This is a genomic window from Bacillus sp. GMa5/1 (assembly GCF_050172015.1).
Classification (GTDB): Bacteria; Bacillota; Bacilli; order Bacillales; family Bacillaceae_G; genus Bacillus_A; species Bacillus_A cereus.
The window spans coordinates 1-16,595 of sequence record NZ_JBNLYC010000098.1 but is presented as its reverse complement, the minus strand read 5'-3'; the positions used below and the strand labels follow the sequence as shown (position 1 = coordinate 16,595).

Here is a 16,595-nt window from a genome sequence, read left to right as displayed (position 1 = left end):
AAATAAGTTAGTCTTTTTGTATGATCATTACTGAAATGAAACAGTATTTTCAATTGGATTGCAGAATATATATTGATTGTATGTCCGTTTCCATTACATAGGAAGGTGATTATATATTTGTGCCGAATGTAGAGGGTACTACAAGAGTTTTCCATTATCTATCGAATTAGTTAGTCATGATTACGGACAGGGGATTTTGGCGTGTTTGATTCTATCAGAAAGTAAAGTATGGGGAGGATCACAATGTCGATGAAAAAACGTAAGTGGCTAAAGACAATGTTTACTGGTTGTGTTTTAGGTTCGTTATTAATAACGGCAGCTTGTTCAGGAAAGAAAACAAGTACAGAGGATGAAAAAACGATTAAGGTAGGAGTTCTTGCTTCTTTAACAGGACCGCTAGAATCGTATGGAAAACAAACAGTGAACGGATTTGAATTAGGGTTAGACTATGCAACTGGTGGAACTGGGAAAGTAGATGGGAAAAAGATTAAGTTTGTTGTAGAAGATACAGAAACGAAAGCTGATGTAGCAGTTAAAAAAGCTACGAAGTTATTAGAAGAAGAGAAAGTTGATTTTTTAGTTGGATCGTCTAGTTCAAGTGATACGTTAGCGGTTTTACCACTGGCCGGGGAATATGAAAAGATTATGGTTGTAGAACCGGCAGTTGCGGATAGTATTACCGGGAAGAACTGGAATAAATATATTTTTAGAACTGGAAGAAGTTCCTCACAAGATGCGATTGCAGGAGCAGCGGCAATTGCGAAAAAAGGTGTAAAGATTGCGACATTTGCCCCAGATAACGCTTTTGGTCGTGAAGGGATTGCTGCATTTAAAGCGGGTGCGAAAAAATTAGGTGCGAGCATTGTGAATGAGCAATACGCGGATACAAATTCAACAGATTTTACAGCGAATATTCAAAATATCATTATTTCAAAACCAGATTATTTATTTATCGTTTGGGCAGGGGCAAATTCACCTTGGAAACAGTTGAAAGATATGAATGTGGAAGCGCAAGGTATTAAAATTTCTACAGGTGCGCCAGATATACCAGCATTAAAAACAATGGATGCATTAGTAGGTATGCAAGGTTTTTCTGTATATTATCACACACTTCCAAAAAATAAAGTGAATGATTGGCTAGTTGAAGAGCATAAAAAACGTTTTAATGGTGTAGTGCCAGATTTGTTTACAGCGGGAGGAATGTCAGCAGCAATTTCTATTGTAGAAGCCTTAAAGAAAACAAAAGGTGATACAGATGTAGATACCTTGATTAAGAAAATGGAAGGAATGGAATTTGATACACCGAAAGGAAAGATGAAGTTTAGAGAGAAGGACCACCAAGCGATGCAGACGCTGTATTCTATCACATTGAAAAAGCAAGATGGTGTTGATTATCCGGTGCCAGTGTTAGAGCGAGAATTAACGATGAAAGAAACAGAACCACCAGTTCAAAATAAATAGACTGAATTTTCTGTTGTTTTTGTATAAAGAGGGGGGGACCCTCTTTATACATATTTCCTTCATACTCACGGCTTTAAAGGGAGGGATTTCGTGACACATTTGCTAGAGACGAAAAATCTTAGTGTATCTTTTGGTGAACATCAAGTTATTAAAGATGTAAATTTAACTGTCCAAAAAGGAAAGCTCATTTCTATTATCGGGCCAAATGGTGCGGGGAAGACAACATTATTTAATTTACTAAGTGGACAGATTTCACCTACAACAGGTGAAGTGTATTTTAAAGGGCAAGATATTACAAAACTATCGATTTCAGATCGAACACGCTTAGGAATCGGTCGCTCTTTTCAGCTTACAAACATATTCCCAGAATTAACGGTACTTGAAAATGTCCGTTTAAGTGTTCAATCATTCGTACAAGATTACTATAGTTTTTTCCCGAGTTCAGCAAAATTAAAGCAACAAGTTGGAGAGGCGAGACGTTTCTTAAAAACAGTATTACTTCACGAGAAAGAGAACATATTAGCGAAAGATTTGGCACATGGAGAGAAAAGAAAGCTAGAACTTGCGATGTTATTGGCTTTAAAAACGGATGTGTTATTACTTGATGAGCCGACGGCAGGTATTTCGGTTGAGGAAGTCCCTGCTATATTACAAGTGATTGAAAATATTAAGAAACATCCAGAGAGCACAATTGTACTTATCGAACACAAAATGGATATGATACTAGGTTTGTCAGATCATCTTATCGTTTTATTTCATGGAGAGTTATTAGCTGAAGGATTGCCAGAAGAAATTATGAAAGATGAGCGTGTACAAAGTGCTTATTTAGGGGGATTATATAGTGGCACTATTACAAGTGAATAATATAGAAACGTATTTAGATCAGTTTCATATTTTGCAAGGAGTATCTCTTGCTGTTGAGAAAGGGACGATTACTGTACTGTTTGGTAGAAATGGGGCAGGGAAAACAACGACATTACGTTCAGTGATGGGATTTCACCGCATTGCAGATGGTGAAATTTATTATGATAGTGCAAAAGTAAGTGGATTACCTACACATTTAATTTCAAGGAAAGGAATAGGGTATGTACCAGAAAATCAAGGTATTTTTCATGATTTGACAGTAGAAGAAACATTCGCTCTTGCTAGGGGAAAAGGTGAGGAAGTAGAAGGGAAAATAGAGTGGATGCTGGAACTATTTCCGGATTTAAAGCAGTTTTGGAATAAGAAAAGTGGGCTCTTGAGCGGAGGGCAAAAGCAAATGTTGGCTATTTCAAGAGCGTTTATTAATAGTGATGGATTATTACTTATTGATGAACCGAGCAAAGGGCTATCCCCGATAATGGTGGAGAAATTAATGGTAGCTATTTTGAAGATGAAAGAGAAAACAACAGTTTTACTTGTTGAGCAAAATTTTATGATGGCCAGTCAAATTGGTGATTATTTTTACATTATGGATAACGGACGAATTGTTCATAAAGGTTTTATGAATGAATTAAAAAAGGATAAGGAAATGTGTCATAAATATTTAGGAATCTCTTAACATGAATCCGAGGTGAAAAGGATGGATGTGTTAATCAATTTATTTGTAAATGGGATTTCAACAGGGATGCTCATTTTTTTGTTAGCATCAGGTCTTTCACTTATTTTCGGTCTAATGAGCGTTTTAAACTTTGCACACGGTGGTTTATTTGCATGGGGAGCATTTACAGGTGTTTGGTTATTTAATATGACAGGAAGTTATATATTAGCTTTAGTTGGAGCAGTAGCCATGGGAATGTTCCTAGGATTTATTTTAGAAAGGTTTCTTATTAGACCGGTATATGGAAATCATGTTCGACAGCTGCTCGTTACGCTTGGAGGAATGCTCGTTCTTAGTGAGTGTATTAAAATATTTTGGGGGCCAAACCCTATTAGTGCAAAATTACCGTTATGGTTACAAGGAAGTTTTACATTCGGAGGTATTATATTAATTAAATATCGTCTATTTGTTATTTTGATTGGGATAATTATTTACATCGCACTACTACTATTACTCAAAAAGACGAAGATAGGTCTTATGATCCGTGCAGGTGTAATGGATAAAGAAATGGTTCAAGCGCTTGGTATTAATGTAAAAGCGATATTTTCTTTCGTCTTTTTATTAGGAGCAGGGATGGCAGCTTTGGGAGGATTCTTATTAGCACCGTATTCGGGCGTTATTTTCGCCGAGATGGGCATGCAGTATGCAATTTTAGCTTTTATAGTAGTAATTATCGGTGGATTAGGAAGCGTACAAGGTTCAGCTATTGCTTCTTTAATTGTTGGATTAGCTGGTGCTTTTACAGCGTATTTTATACCAGATTTATCACTTGCAATTAATATGTTAATGTTACTATTTTTCTTAATAGTGAAGCCAACTGGACTTGTTGGTGAAAAGGGGTGAAATGGTGAACAACACATCGGACCGAATTAAAGTATACTTCGGAGTATGTATGCTCATTTGTTTAAGTGTATTTCCGTTCGTAAATGATTCACGGAGCCTGTTAATTTTGTTCACTCAAATCTTCATCTTTGCTATTTTTGCAATGAGTTTTGATGTATTGCTTGGGTATACAGGAATTGTATCGTTCGGTCATTGTATGTTCTTTGGGATAGGAGCATATGGGGTAGCGCTTTTATTTGATCGACAAGGCGTATCAATAACGAACTTTTTAATTGGAATAGTAGCTGCAATTATCGTTTCAGCAATCGTTAGTTATATAATTGGTTTGCTTTCTTTACGATTGAAAAGTCATTTTTATGCAATGTTAACACTTGCTATTTCACAGTTGTTTTTCGTCCTTGCTGAAAAATGGCGTGGGCTCACTCACGGAGGAGATGGTTTTACATTTGGTGTACCAGACGTATTCCGTGATCGTTTTACGTTTTATTATGTAACACTTATATGTTTACTTATCATTTTTGTTCTCTTACGTCTTTTCACCAAATCTTCTATTGGAAAAGTATTAAAAGCAATTTCACAAAATGAGCAACGTGTTGAAGCACTAGGATATAAAGTGCTTCATTATAAAATTATTGCTAGCATTGTTGCAGGAGTAGTAGCTGCGATTAGCGGTGGTTTATTTGTTATTACATTACGTTTTGTTAATACGACTGTATTTTCAATTGAAATGACATTAAATGCATTATTGATGACGATGATTGGTGGGGTTGGAACGTTAATTGGAGCAATTGCAGGAGCTGGAATTATTGAATCACTAAAATATTATTTATCAGAACTAGCGACGGAATATCCGATTTTTGAAAGATGGACGATTATTCTAGGTTTATTGTATATTATCGTGCTACTCGTTTTTCCGAAAGGATTGGTTGGGACGGTTAAGGGACTGAAGAATATGAAACGGAATAAGAAGGAGAAAAGCGCAGAAGTGGAGCAAAATGTGTGAAAAATCAATTGTATAGAATATGAAAATCCCTCTTTTAGATTCATAAAGGAGGGATTTTTTATTAACCAAATAGTTCATCAGGGATTTGTTTGAAAGAGTTTTGATTTGTAAAAAAATGAACAGCTAATTTCTCAACTGGAACATCTTCAATTGGTACCAATTTATCATTTTTAATCGGCAAAAAGGCTATCCCTTTTCCGTCCTGAATAAACTCTTCCATAAGCGAATAAGAATCTAATTGTTGAAGTTGACGCTGAGATAAATTATTTTCTTTTAGAAATTGTATCGTCTTATTTCTAAAAGGACACTTTTTGTCATTACTAACGAAGAAGAGTTCCTTTGAATAGTCAATGATACATTTTTCTTGATCTTTTAGTAAGCCTATAGAAATTGAAGTAGTAAATACTTTTTTAAAACCTGCACCAGAATCATCCTCATAAGTGATGACCATATCAACTTTTTGTTGCTGCAGTAATTTTGGCAAATGACTACTATTTTCTACATATATTTGATAATTTCTGAAGTTTTCTTCAATACGCTTACTTAAATAATTAGTCAAAATCGATTGTGACGTCGCGATTATATAAGAAGACCCACTTGTTTTAATTTTATCTTTCGCTTCTTCTAATAGAGTTAATATTTGATTCGTGTAATCTAATAAAATGTCACCAGCAGGTAACAAGGAAACACCTTTGTTATCTCTATGTAGTAAAGGCGTTTCTAATTCTTGTTCTAATTTTTTGATTCGCTCAGTTACGTTCGGTTGAACATATCCTAACTCTTTAGCAGCTTTACTAATAGAACCCTCACTGGCCACAGTTTTGAATATAATAAGATCATTTATTTCCATATATCTCAGCCCCTTATGCACTATCATTATAAATGATACCAAACATAATTTATACCTATTTTACGTTAGCTACTTATCGATTTATCATAATGTATATAAGATTGAAAGCGAGTGATAAACATGATTGGAATGCAATATAAGGTCATTTTGCCAAAGGATTATGACATGGAAATTATTAAGAAAAGGGTAAAGGATAATGGTTATAAAACTGATGGTTTCCAAGCACTAAATTTTAAAGCTTATTTAATTACGGAAACGGAGAAAGACGGGAATTTTTATAACTGCTATGCACCTTTATATATTTGGAATGGTCATGAAGGGATGAATAAATTTATCTTTGAAGGGTATTACGATAACATTTTACAATCTTTTGGATGGCAACAAATAAATATAGGTGTTCCATTAGTGGTTAATCTAAGTGATGGATTTAAGAAAAGTAGATATGTTGTTGAATATGCAGGAAGTATTTCTCAAAGTAAAACACTGATTGGGACTCAATTAAAAACGATGAATGAAAATGTACAAAACAACGAAAAGTGTTTAGGGAATGTAATCGTTTATAATCCGGATAAATGGGGGTATAGTAGGTTTAATTTTTATGAAGAGAAGCCTGAAATTGCAGTGAATAAAGGTGTTACAGTATATGAGATTTTACACATTTCACGATGAAATTTTGTTGCATATAAAAAAATAAGAAAAGGAATGAAAATCTATGCCTTTTGTGAAGATTTATTATCCTGAAAACATATTAAATGAAGAAGAGTTGGAAAAAATGGGTGAATGTATCCATCTTTCATTAATTGAACATTTTAACATCCCTGAAAATGATTATTTTCAAATGTTCTTACCCTACCAACAAAACAAATTTTTATATAATCCATATTATTTGTTGGAAAGAGGAGAAAAGAGAACAGAGAATATGATTTATGTTTCTATTACATGTGGACCGGGAAGAACGGTGCAACAGAAAAAAGATTTGTATCAATCGGTATCCTTAAAAATTACGGAATATTCCGGCGTTAAAACCTCGGATATTTTTATTACACTAAATGAGACAGCTGCTGAAAACTGGTCATTTGGTCAAGGAATAGCACAAATGGTGAAAATAAAGGGAGAAAAAAATGAAAAATGAACTTATTGAAGTACATATTAAAAAGAAAATGAGAGAAATGGCACCTGCATTTGCTCATTATAGTGAAAAGATATTATTTGAGGAAGTGTGGCGGGATGCCACTTTAACATTAAGAGAAAGAAGTTTGTGTACTGTGTCAGCACTAATCAGTCTCGGTAATACAGAACAATTACAATTTCATCTGAAGCTAGCTAAACAAAATGGGGTTATGGAGAATGAATTGGTTGCATTAATAACACATATGGCTTTTTACGTTGGTTGGCCAAAAGCTATGGCAGCTTTAAATATAGTAATGAATGAAAGGAAAAGTTAAGAATAATGATAAGTAAGAATTCATGTTTATATGAATTCTTACTTATCATTATTTATGCAATACTCTATCGATATATTTATTACATTTTTTCTTGCTTTTTTATCACTTGCGTAGTAAAGTGATAGTAAGATGAACGCTAGGAAGTGACAAAACATGCGTGATAATACGATAGGATCATTAATATGGTTACGTTTAATACGATTTACGAACCAAAGTAATCAAATGTCAAATGAGTTTTTAAAACGTTTTGATTTAACGACAGCTCAATTTGATGTGCTTTTGCAAATACGTACGTATCAACCACTAACACAAATGGAGTTAGCTGAAAAGGTAACTGTTACACAAGGTGGCATTTCTCGAATGTTAACTCGTCTTGAAAAAGAAGGATATATTGTACGAAAACAAGATTGGAAAACGAAAACAATTAGTCTTACAGAGCAAGGAGAAGCAGCTTTAGAGAGAGCATTGCCAGAGCAACTTGCATTTCAATCTTCGTTTTTTGATGATGTATTAAATGAAGAAGAGCAGAAAATATTATATGAGCTGATGACGAAAGTTCATAAGCATAGTGAGAAAAAAGAATTACCGCAAGAGTAATTTTTTTTACATTATCAATTGACTAATCAAGTGAAGGTGTAGGTAATACGTAGATATACCTGACTTACCAACGTTTTTAGAAAAAAACGAATACTACTTTATTAAAGGGGAGAGTAACTATGGAAAAATACCGTATAGATACAAGAAAAGGAATTGAGTTTGGATTATATTCAATTGGTGATCATGTTTTAAATCCACATAATGGGGAGAAAATTACGCCAGAGAAAAGAATTCACGAACTAATTGATACAGCTAAGTTAGCAGATGAGGCAGGACTTGATGTGTTTGCTGTCGGCGAAAGTCATCAAACACATTTTACAACGCAAGCTCATACAGTTATTTTAGGTGCGGTCGCGCAAGCTACGAAAAATATAAAAATTGCAAGTTCAGCAACGATATTAAGTACATCTGACCCAGTTCGAGTATATGAGGATTTCGCTACAATTGACTTGATTTCTAATGGTCGTGCAGAAATTGTGGCTGGTCGTGGATCTCGTATTGGGGGATATAGTTTACTTGGTTATGACGTGAATGATTATGAAGAATTATTCGAAGAGAAGATGGATCTTTTATTAAAAATTAATAACGAGGAACATGTCACATGGAATGGACAGTTCAGAGCACCGCTCGCACATGCATCGGTTATTCCAAGAGCGAAAAATAATAACTTACCAATTTGGCGTGCAGTTGGAGGTCCACCAGCTAGTGCAATTAAAGCAGGACGCGCGGGTGTACCAATGATGATAACAACACTCGGTGGTCCAGCAATTAACTTTAAAGTGTCAGTAGATGCTTACCGCGAGGCTGCTGTACAAAGTGGATTTGATTCAGCTAGTTTACCAGTTGCGACAACGAGTTTATTTTATACGGCAAAAAATTCGCAAGATGCACTTAGTGAATATTACCCTCACATTAATGCTGGTATGCTTACACTGCGCGGTGGTGGGTATCCGAAACAGCAATTTACAAATGCAATAGATTACCGTGATGCTTTAATGGTTGGTAGCCCACAACAAATCATTGAGAAAATGCTTTACCAATATGAATTGTTTGGCCAACAACGCTTTATGGCACAAATTGATTTTGGCGGTGTACCATTTGATAAAATTGAGAAAAATATTGAATTAATTGCTACTGAAATTTTACCAGCCGTTAGAAAACATACGGCAAAATAAATAAAAAAACTGAGAGTCTAATCGACTTTCAGTTTTTTTTATTTGTTCTGGAAAAATGACAAAAAAATGAACTTTTAGTCGAGGAAGAGGGAAGTTATTTTCTATTTTTGAATAACATTATTTCGAGTTTGAATTTTAAAAATACATTTTTCTCTTGACAAAAAACAAGCGTTTATCGAGGGTGGTTTCGAGGACATTTTTTCGGGTGAAAGTCAAGTGTATGAAGAGAAAAACGATTGTTTTATAGATATAAAAGTAAGAAGTATATTGAAAAAACACATTTTGCTAATGAGAAAAATCTGATTCAAAAAAATGACAAAAGACATATTTCAGACAAAATGATGTCAATAATACGTCAAAAATAACCTGAATTTACTATGCAGGTATATTATACAATTCGATTAACGAATAAAACACTACAGAAATAGTGAAAAGGTAAAAAATAGCATTACAATAGTTTGAAAAACTGAAACTTCATATTTTTCGACAATACATACAAAATGTTTTTGTCTTTTCGTATTTCTTAATAATTGAGTTTGATAAGATTGCTCAATTAACTTTTATTATAAAAACTATGAAGGAAGTGATTTTAGTATGGAAACGCTCGAATTGGCACGAATACAGTTCGCATCAACAACGATTTTCCATTACTTTTTTGTTCCGCTGTCAATTGGTTTAGCTTTTATTATTGCGATCATGCAAACGTTGTATGTGGTAAAAGGGCAAGAAGTATATAAGAAGATGGCAAAGTTTTGGACGCAATTATTCCTTATTAACTTTGCAGTAGGTGTAGTAACAGGTATTTTACAAGAATTCCAGTTTGGTATGAACTGGTCAACGTATTCACGTTTTGTAGGTGATGTATTTGGTCCATCACTTGCGATTGAAGGATTACTGGCATTTTTCATTGAGTCTACATTCCTGGGTTTATGGGTATTCGGTGAGGATAAATTACCGAAGCGAATTCACTTAATGTGTATTTGGCTCCTTTCAATTGGAACGATGTTATCAGCATTCTGGATTTTAACTGCAAGTGCATTTATGCAGTCACCTGTCGGGTATGAAATGGCAGCTGATGGTCGTGCGCAAATGAATGATTTCTTAGCCATTATTCAAAACCCACAACTATGGGTACAATTCCCGCATACAATTACAGCGGCAATTGCAACAGGTGCATTCTTTATTGCTGGTGTAAGTGCATGGAAAATTACAAAAGGACAAGAAACTGTAGTATTTAAAAAATCTTTCCGAATTTCTATCATTGTTGGAACAATTACAACGGCGCTTGTATTATTCTTCGGTCATGCACAAGCGCAACAATTAATTAAGACACATCCAATGAAGATGGCGGCAGCTGAAGCGCTATGGAATACAAGTGAGGATCCAGCACCATTTACAGTATTTTCGAAAATTGATACAGAGAAGAAAGAAAATTCGTTTGAAATTCAAATCCCTTATATGCTAAGTCTATTATCGTATGATAAGTTTAGCGGTCAAGTTGAAGGGATGAATCAAATTCAAAAACAATATGAGGAAAAATATGGACCTGGAGATTATATTCCTCCAGTGCATACAATGTTTTGGAGTTTTAGAGCGATGGTAATGAGTGGAACATTCATGCTTCTTCTAGGAGCTTACGGATGGTTCTTATCAAGAAAAGATCGTTTAGCGGAAAAAACGTGGTATTTAAAATTAATGGTGTATGCAATTTCTCTTCCATTCATCGGTAATACAGTAGGGTGGATTATGACTGAAATGGGTCGTCAACCTTGGGTTGTATTTGGTGTAATGAAAACAGAAGATGCTGTATCACCAAATGTAACATTCGGTGAAGTATTATTCTCACTTATTTCATTCACATCAATGTATTTAATTATGGGTGGAATTTGTGTGTACTTATTTGTTCGTACCATTAAGGGCCACAAGAATAAGAAAACGAAAAAGGATTATCAAAGCCATGATCCATTTGATAAGGAGGAAGAGTATGTTATCTCTTAATGAGTTATGGTTTTTAGTTATTGCAATCTTGTTTGTTGGATTCTTCGTACTGGAAGGTTTCGACTTTGGGGTAGGAATGGTTTCGAGGTTTTTAGGAAAGAATGATTTTGAAAAACGAGTTTACTTAAATACAATAGGACCGTTCTGGCACGCGAATGAAGTATGGCTTGTTTGTGCTGGTGGAGCCATGTTTGCGGCATTTCCGCACTGGTATGCAACTTTATTTAGTGGTTTTTATATTCCATTTGTATTTATGCTTCTTGCTTTAATTTTAAGAGGTGTTTCCTTTAAATTTCGTGCGAAAATAGATAATCATAAATGGAAGAGTGCATGGGATTGGGGGATGTTTATTGGAAGTATGTTACCTCCTATCCTTTGGGGAGTTGCGATTGCAAACTTTATGGTAGGTGTACCTATTGATGAGAGTAAAAATGTTGTAGGTGGATTCTTGCAATTACTTCATCCATTTGCGTTACTTGGAGGAGTAATGTTTCTCCTACTATGTATTGTTCACGGATTACAATTTCTTACGATACGTACAACTGGTAAATTGAGAGAACGTGCACGAATTGCTGCAATAAAAATTGCACCATTTTCATTAATTACACTTCTTGTTTTTGCTGGTGTGGGGTTATGGAAAACCGACATTTTCACTGCTCATGGAACAGAATGGATTATGGTGCCAATCGGAGCTTTTGTAGCACTATTAGTGTCCACTTTATTAAATAAAAGAAGAAGAGATGGTTGGGCTTTCTTTATGACGAGTTTAACAATCATTTTACTAAGTGCGAGTGTATTTATCGGTATGTTCCCACGTGTTATGATTAGCTCTTTAGGAGCAATGAATGATTTGACAATTTACAACGCAGCATCAGGAGCTTATGCATTAAAACTTATGACTTACTTTGCGATTGCTATTTTGCCTTTCGTTATCGGAAGTCAAATATGGAGTTATTATGTATTTAGACAACCTGTTAAGTCAGACAACGATTTGGAGTACTAATGAAAAGAAAAAGAGGACTTCCGTCTTATCCCGGTAGCCGTATTTTATATGTAGCGTTAACGATTATTAGTATTTTAGAAGCTTTTAGTATTATTGCGCAAACAATCTTTTTAGCACGAGCTATTACGTTTTTATTTCATGGAGAGACAGTACAAACAATATTAAGTGAAATTGTTTATTTTGGTATCGCGTTTGCAGCGCGTCACATAGTAGTTCGAACATCACAAATATTAGTGGAACGTTTTGCTGAAAAAACAGGGTCGTTACTAAGAAAACAACTAATAGAGGCATATTTCACATTAGGTCCAAGGTATGTTCAAACTGTTGGGACTGGTCATCTGGTTACCTTATCAATTGAAGGGATTGAGAAATTTAAAACATATATTGAATTAACGATTCCTAAAATGATTAGAAGTAGCATCGTTCCAGGTCTAATTGTACTATATGTTTTTACGTTAGATATTGAGTCTGGAATCATTTTAGTTGTAACGATTCCTATCGTGATCATATTTATGATTCTTCTCGGATTAGCAGCGCAAAAAATGGCAGATAGTCAGTACGAGATATATCGTGTACTTTCGAACCATTTTGTAGATACGTTAAAAGGTTTAGAAACATTAAAGTATTTAGGGAAAAGTGAACAGCACGAAGGAAAGATTGAAAAAGTAAGTAAAAGGTATAGAAAAGCAACGATGCGTACTTTGCGAGTTGCTTTTCTTTCTTCTTTTGCATTAGATTTCTTTACGAGTTTATCAATCGCGTTTGTGGCAGTTGGATTAGGGATACGTTTAATAGATGGAACGATTATACTATTACCAGCCCTTACAATTTTGATTTTAGCTCCGGAATATTTTCTGCCGATTAAACAAGTGGGAGCAAATTATCATGCAACATTAGATGGACAAATTGCGATGGAGCAAATAGAAGAGATTTTGCAACAACAACAAAGAATACAAAAGAAAGATTTAAATGAAGATATAGTATGGAATGCCTCTAGTAGCTTGAAATTACAAGACATCAAAGTTAATAATACTGAATCTGAAAAGGCTATATTAGAAGGAATTAATTTTACTTGGGAAGGTAACGGTGCTATTGGTGTTATTGGTGAAAGTGGTGCAGGCAAATCGACGTTAATCGACGTATTAGCAGGATTTTTAACTCCTTCAGCTGGAAAGATGATTGTAAATGGTGTGGAAATTGACGGGTCTACTCGTGAAGATTGGCAAAAAAATATCGCTTATATTCCGCAGCAACCTTATATTTTTCCGCTTTCATTAAAGGATAACATTCGTTTTTATGAAACAAATGCAACAGATGAAGAAGTTGAAAGAGTTATTAATGAAGTCGGCCTTCGTTCACTCGTTACATCACTTTCAAATGGGATGCACGAAAGAATTGGAGAAGGTGGACGTATGCTAAGTGGCGGACAAGAACAGCGTGTTGCTATGGCGCGTGCGCTTTTAAGTAAAAAACCAATCATTTTATTAGATGAGCCTACGGCACATCTTGATATTGAAACCGAATTTGAAATAAAGGAAGCGATGTTACGTCTATTTAATGGAAAGTTAGTATTTTTAGCAACCCACCGTCTACATTGGATGAAACAAATGGACCATATTCTTATTTTAAATAAAGGGGAAATGAAAGAAAGTGGGACGTATGAAGAACTTTTAGAGAATGAGACATTACATTTTCATAGGGAAGAGAGGGGAGAGAAATGAGTAACTGGGTTAAACCTTATATAAAACAAAATAAAGGTAGAATGACTTTAACTATTTTCCTTGGTCTTCTTGGAGTTAGTTCAGGAGCGATGTTACTTTTTATTTCAGGTTATTTGATTTCAAAATCTGCCCTTAGACCAGAAAATGTAATGGCTGTATATGTTCCTATTGTTGCAACAAGAGCGTTTAGTATAGGGCAAGCTGTATTTCATTATATAGAGCGCTTAGTCGGACATGATGTCGTACTACGTATATTAGAAAAAATGAGAACGAGGCTATATAGAATAGTAGAACCACAGGCGTTATTTTTCCGTTCTCGATTTCAAACGGGTGATATGTTAGGAGTGTTATCCGAAGATATAGAGCATTTGCAAAACCTATATTTACGTACAATATTTCCTAGCATATTAGCGCTAGTTGTTTATAGTATCTTCGTACTTGTTATCGGTGCATTTGATTTTGTTTTTGCACTTATTGTAGGTTGTATGTTAGCTATTATCGTTTTTCTTCTTCCGTTTGTATCATTACTTTTGATGAAGAAACATCATGTTACTTTAAAGCAAGGACGAAACCGTTTGTATCAACAACTGACAGATGCTGTTTTTGGATTATCTGATTGGCAAGCAAGTGGTCGTAAAGATGAATTTATTAATGAGTATGTAAAACAAAATGATCAGTTGTTAAAAATCGAAAAGAGAGTGAAACGCTGGTATCATATTCGGGACAGTATCATTCAATTAGTAGTAGGTATTGTAGTTATTTCGATGATCATATGGACTGGGAATGAAGCGGCAAGTGAACAAATTGCTCCTACAGTTATCGCAGCTTTCGTATTAATGACTTTATCTGTAACGAACGCGCTTATTCCTATTGCAGATGCCATCGATCGAATACCGTCGTATGTAGAATCTACCCATCGTCTTAATGGCGTAGAAAGTGATAGTGTTTTACATGATGAAACGGATTTGCATGGAGAGAAAGATTATATTGAACCAAAACATGTAGATATTGAACTGAATCACGTATCGTATAGTTATCCAGATAGTAATGAGATTGTATTAAAAGATGTATCATTACAAATAAAAACAGGGAAGAAAATTGCTATTTTAGGGAGAAGTGGGACAGGGAAATCTACTTTACTAAAATTGTTAACAGGGGCGTTAAGCCCAGTAAATGGCCAAGTTGTACTAAATGGTGAACGAGCTAATACGAATCTTTTATCTAAATATATTTCTGTATTAAATCAAAAGCCGCATTTGTTTGATACGACAATTGGAAATAATGTACGAATTGGCAAACCAGAGGCGACGGATGAAGAGATATGGAAAGCTTTAGAGAAAGCACAATTAGCTTCACATGTTACTTCTCTTCCAGACGGATTACAAACAAAAATGCATGAAATGGGAAAGCGGTTTTCTGGTGGGGAAAGACAAAGGGTTGCTTTTGCTAGAACTCTTATGCAAGAAACACCAATTATTGTACTTGATGAACCGACTATCGGTTTAGATCCAAAAACAGAATTGTCTTTAATTGAAACAATGTTTTCTGCAACGGAAGAAAAGACTGTTATTTGGATTACGCACCATCTTGTAGGAATAGAACATGTAGACGAAGTTATATTCCTTGATCGTGGTCAAATTGTCATGCAAGGTAGTCATAAACAACTTCTGAAAGAAAATGAAAAGTATCGTAAACTTTATGAGTTAGATAAAGGAATATAATTTGAATAAGCAATAATTGCAAAAATAGCTACGCCTAATGGTGGAGCTATTTTTTTTGTTAGATTGCAGGTGTATATGATTGTTACGAATTAAAAATGAATTTCATATTATACATATAATGGAGGGGATGTACATGAAGGAACAATATAAAATCATTGTTTTAAGTGATGAATTATCAGGGGATAGGATTCGAAATACGTTAGACAAAAATAAATGTAAAACAATAGTTCATGTTGTGGACGTTTCAGATGTTGTTCGTATAGAAAGTTCTTTTCAATATATAGTCATTTGGAGAGGGGACGCAGAAAAACTTACAAATGATTTGATAAATAGGGGCGTGCAAAGTTCAAAAATTATTAATTTAACAAAATACATGTATGAATGGAAGGATAAATTAATTTCTATCTATCAAATAAATCCGGATCTTATGTCTTTATACATTTCTATGAAAAAAGCAAAGAGTGATCCGACGTATGAATTGTTTGCTACCGGTTTGTCTTATCCGCATTGTGGCATAAGTACGGAGCTTCTCTCAAAAAAGTCAATAAAATTAACACTTCCATCGCAAGATCTATACTATGATTATTTAATAGCGTCACAACTTTTATCAAACAATCATTCATTTCAATATTGTTTAATAGGAATAGCCTATTTCTCGTTTTACTTTGATATGTCGTTATCCTCCGAATCATATAGAATTCACAAAGTATATTATCCATTGTTTCAAGATGGTCATCATACTGTAGTTCACTCTCCTCTACCCACTGATGGATTCTCCCATCTAAATACTCCGAAACCACTTCTTTCTATTTTTAATTTGCATTTTGAATATATTTTATTAGATGAACTAAAAGATGAATCATTGATACTGCCTTGGGTAAATGCTGAATGGAATACTACTCCTCTTCATATTCCTTTTGAAGAACACGGGAAAACAAGAGCAGCTTCACATGCTAAATTGGCGTATCCTCAAACTTTAGTTGAAAATAAAATAATTTTTAAAAAATATTTAGAATTACTGTTAAAAAATGATATAAAACCATTAATTGTTGTATTCCCAGTTACTTCACATTATTTCAATTGTAGTAGTAAGAAATTAAAAGAAGATTTTTATAAAGTTATAAATGATTTTCAAACTCAATATTCTTTTCAAATTATAGATCTATTTGATTCACCATTATTTTGTGATGATGATT

Annotated in this window: 16 protein-coding genes; 15 read left to right on the top strand and 1 reads right to left on the bottom strand. The window is 34.3% G+C overall.

The window, feature by feature from the left end:
- Positions 1 to 243 precede the first annotated feature (243 nt).
- The 5 genes from ACQGSG_RS19705 to ACQGSG_RS19685 all read left to right on the top strand — a co-directional run bounded on the left by ACQGSG_RS19705 (position 244) and on the right by ACQGSG_RS19685 (position 4,889).
- Entirely contained in the window at positions 244 to 1,461 is a 1,218-nt protein-coding gene (locus ACQGSG_RS19705; RefSeq protein ID WP_098877187.1) for a substrate-binding domain-containing protein, read from the top strand.
- Between the two features lie 90 nt (positions 1,462 to 1,551).
- Positions 1,552 to 2,325 (top strand): ABC transporter ATP-binding protein, encoded by a 774-nt coding sequence (locus ACQGSG_RS19700; RefSeq protein WP_000149337.1) that lies wholly within the window; start codon positions 1,552 to 1,554, stop codon positions 2,323 to 2,325.
- On the top strand, positions 2,303 to 3,004 hold the full coding sequence (locus tag ACQGSG_RS19695) for an ABC transporter ATP-binding protein (protein ID WP_098877185.1): 702 nt from the start codon (positions 2,303 to 2,305) through the stop codon (positions 3,002 to 3,004). Before ACQGSG_RS19700 ends, ACQGSG_RS19695 begins: the two co-directional genes overlap by 23 nt.
- 21 nt (positions 3,005 to 3,025) lie before the next feature.
- The gene (locus tag ACQGSG_RS19690; RefSeq protein ID WP_000382787.1) at positions 3,026 to 3,886 is read left to right on the top strand and encodes a branched-chain amino acid ABC transporter permease; all 861 of its coding nucleotides are present in this window, start codon (positions 3,026 to 3,028) and stop codon (positions 3,884 to 3,886) included.
- Positions 3,887 to 3,935: 49 nt separating this feature from the next.
- Entirely contained in the window at positions 3,936 to 4,889 is a 954-nt protein-coding gene (locus ACQGSG_RS19685; RefSeq protein WP_002040965.1) for a branched-chain amino acid ABC transporter permease, read from the top strand.
- A 61-nt stretch (positions 4,890 to 4,950) separates the two neighbouring features.
- Here the strand turns inward: ACQGSG_RS19685 and ACQGSG_RS19680 are convergent, their stop codons facing one another.
- Positions 4,951 to 5,739: a LysR family transcriptional regulator gene (locus tag ACQGSG_RS19680; protein WP_030025252.1), complete on the bottom strand. Its 789-nt coding sequence runs from the start codon at positions 5,737 to 5,739 to the stop codon at positions 4,951 to 4,953.
- A 120-nt stretch (positions 5,740 to 5,859) separates the two neighbouring features.
- Between ACQGSG_RS19680 and ACQGSG_RS19675 the strand changes: the two genes are divergently transcribed.
- The 10 genes from ACQGSG_RS19675 to ACQGSG_RS19630 all read left to right on the top strand — a co-directional run.
- A complete protein-coding gene (locus ACQGSG_RS19675; protein WP_000579895.1) occupies positions 5,860 to 6,408 on the top strand; it encodes a DUF4865 family protein in 549 nt (182 codons plus the stop codon).
- 43 nt (positions 6,409 to 6,451) lie between these two features.
- Positions 6,452 to 6,871, top strand: coding sequence for a tautomerase family protein (locus ACQGSG_RS19670; protein WP_001117234.1), 420 nt, complete (start codon positions 6,452 to 6,454; stop codon positions 6,869 to 6,871).
- Positions 6,861 to 7,184 (top strand): carboxymuconolactone decarboxylase family protein, encoded by a 324-nt coding sequence (locus tag ACQGSG_RS19665; RefSeq protein WP_000787197.1) that lies wholly within the window; start codon positions 6,861 to 6,863, stop codon positions 7,182 to 7,184. Before ACQGSG_RS19670 ends, ACQGSG_RS19665 begins: the two co-directional genes overlap by 11 nt.
- A gap of 153 nt (positions 7,185 to 7,337) precedes the next feature.
- The gene (locus ACQGSG_RS19660) at positions 7,338 to 7,781 is read left to right on the top strand and encodes a MarR family winged helix-turn-helix transcriptional regulator (protein WP_001205523.1); all 444 of its coding nucleotides are present in this window, start codon (positions 7,338 to 7,340) and stop codon (positions 7,779 to 7,781) included.
- A gap of 119 nt (positions 7,782 to 7,900) precedes the next feature.
- Complete coding sequence (locus tag ACQGSG_RS19655; RefSeq protein ID WP_097995044.1) at positions 7,901 to 8,956, top strand: LLM class flavin-dependent oxidoreductase; 1,056 nt, start codon at positions 7,901 to 7,903, stop codon at positions 8,954 to 8,956.
- Between the two features lie 594 nt (positions 8,957 to 9,550).
- A complete protein-coding gene (gene cydA, locus ACQGSG_RS19650; protein WP_000448869.1) occupies positions 9,551 to 10,954 on the top strand; it encodes a cytochrome ubiquinol oxidase subunit I in 1,404 nt (467 codons plus the stop codon).
- Positions 10,941 to 11,957 (top strand): cytochrome d ubiquinol oxidase subunit II, encoded by a 1,017-nt coding sequence (gene cydB / locus ACQGSG_RS19645; RefSeq protein ID WP_000950083.1) that lies wholly within the window; start codon positions 10,941 to 10,943, stop codon positions 11,955 to 11,957. The genes cydA and cydB overlap by 14 nt, the downstream gene beginning before the upstream one ends.
- Positions 11,957 to 13,678, top strand: a complete 1,722-nt coding sequence (cydD, locus tag ACQGSG_RS19640) for a thiol reductant ABC exporter subunit CydD (RefSeq protein ID WP_325842695.1) — start codon at positions 11,957 to 11,959, stop codon at positions 13,676 to 13,678. The genes cydB and cydD overlap by 1 nt, the downstream gene beginning before the upstream one ends.
- The gene (gene cydC, locus ACQGSG_RS19635) at positions 13,675 to 15,399 is read left to right on the top strand and encodes a thiol reductant ABC exporter subunit CydC (protein WP_325842694.1); all 1,725 of its coding nucleotides are present in this window, start codon (positions 13,675 to 13,677) and stop codon (positions 15,397 to 15,399) included. Before cydD ends, cydC begins: the two co-directional genes overlap by 4 nt.
- A 133-nt stretch (positions 15,400 to 15,532) precedes the next feature.
- On the top strand, positions 15,533 to 16,595 hold a 1,063-nt coding region (locus ACQGSG_RS19630), incomplete at its 3' end, for a hypothetical protein (protein WP_426947874.1).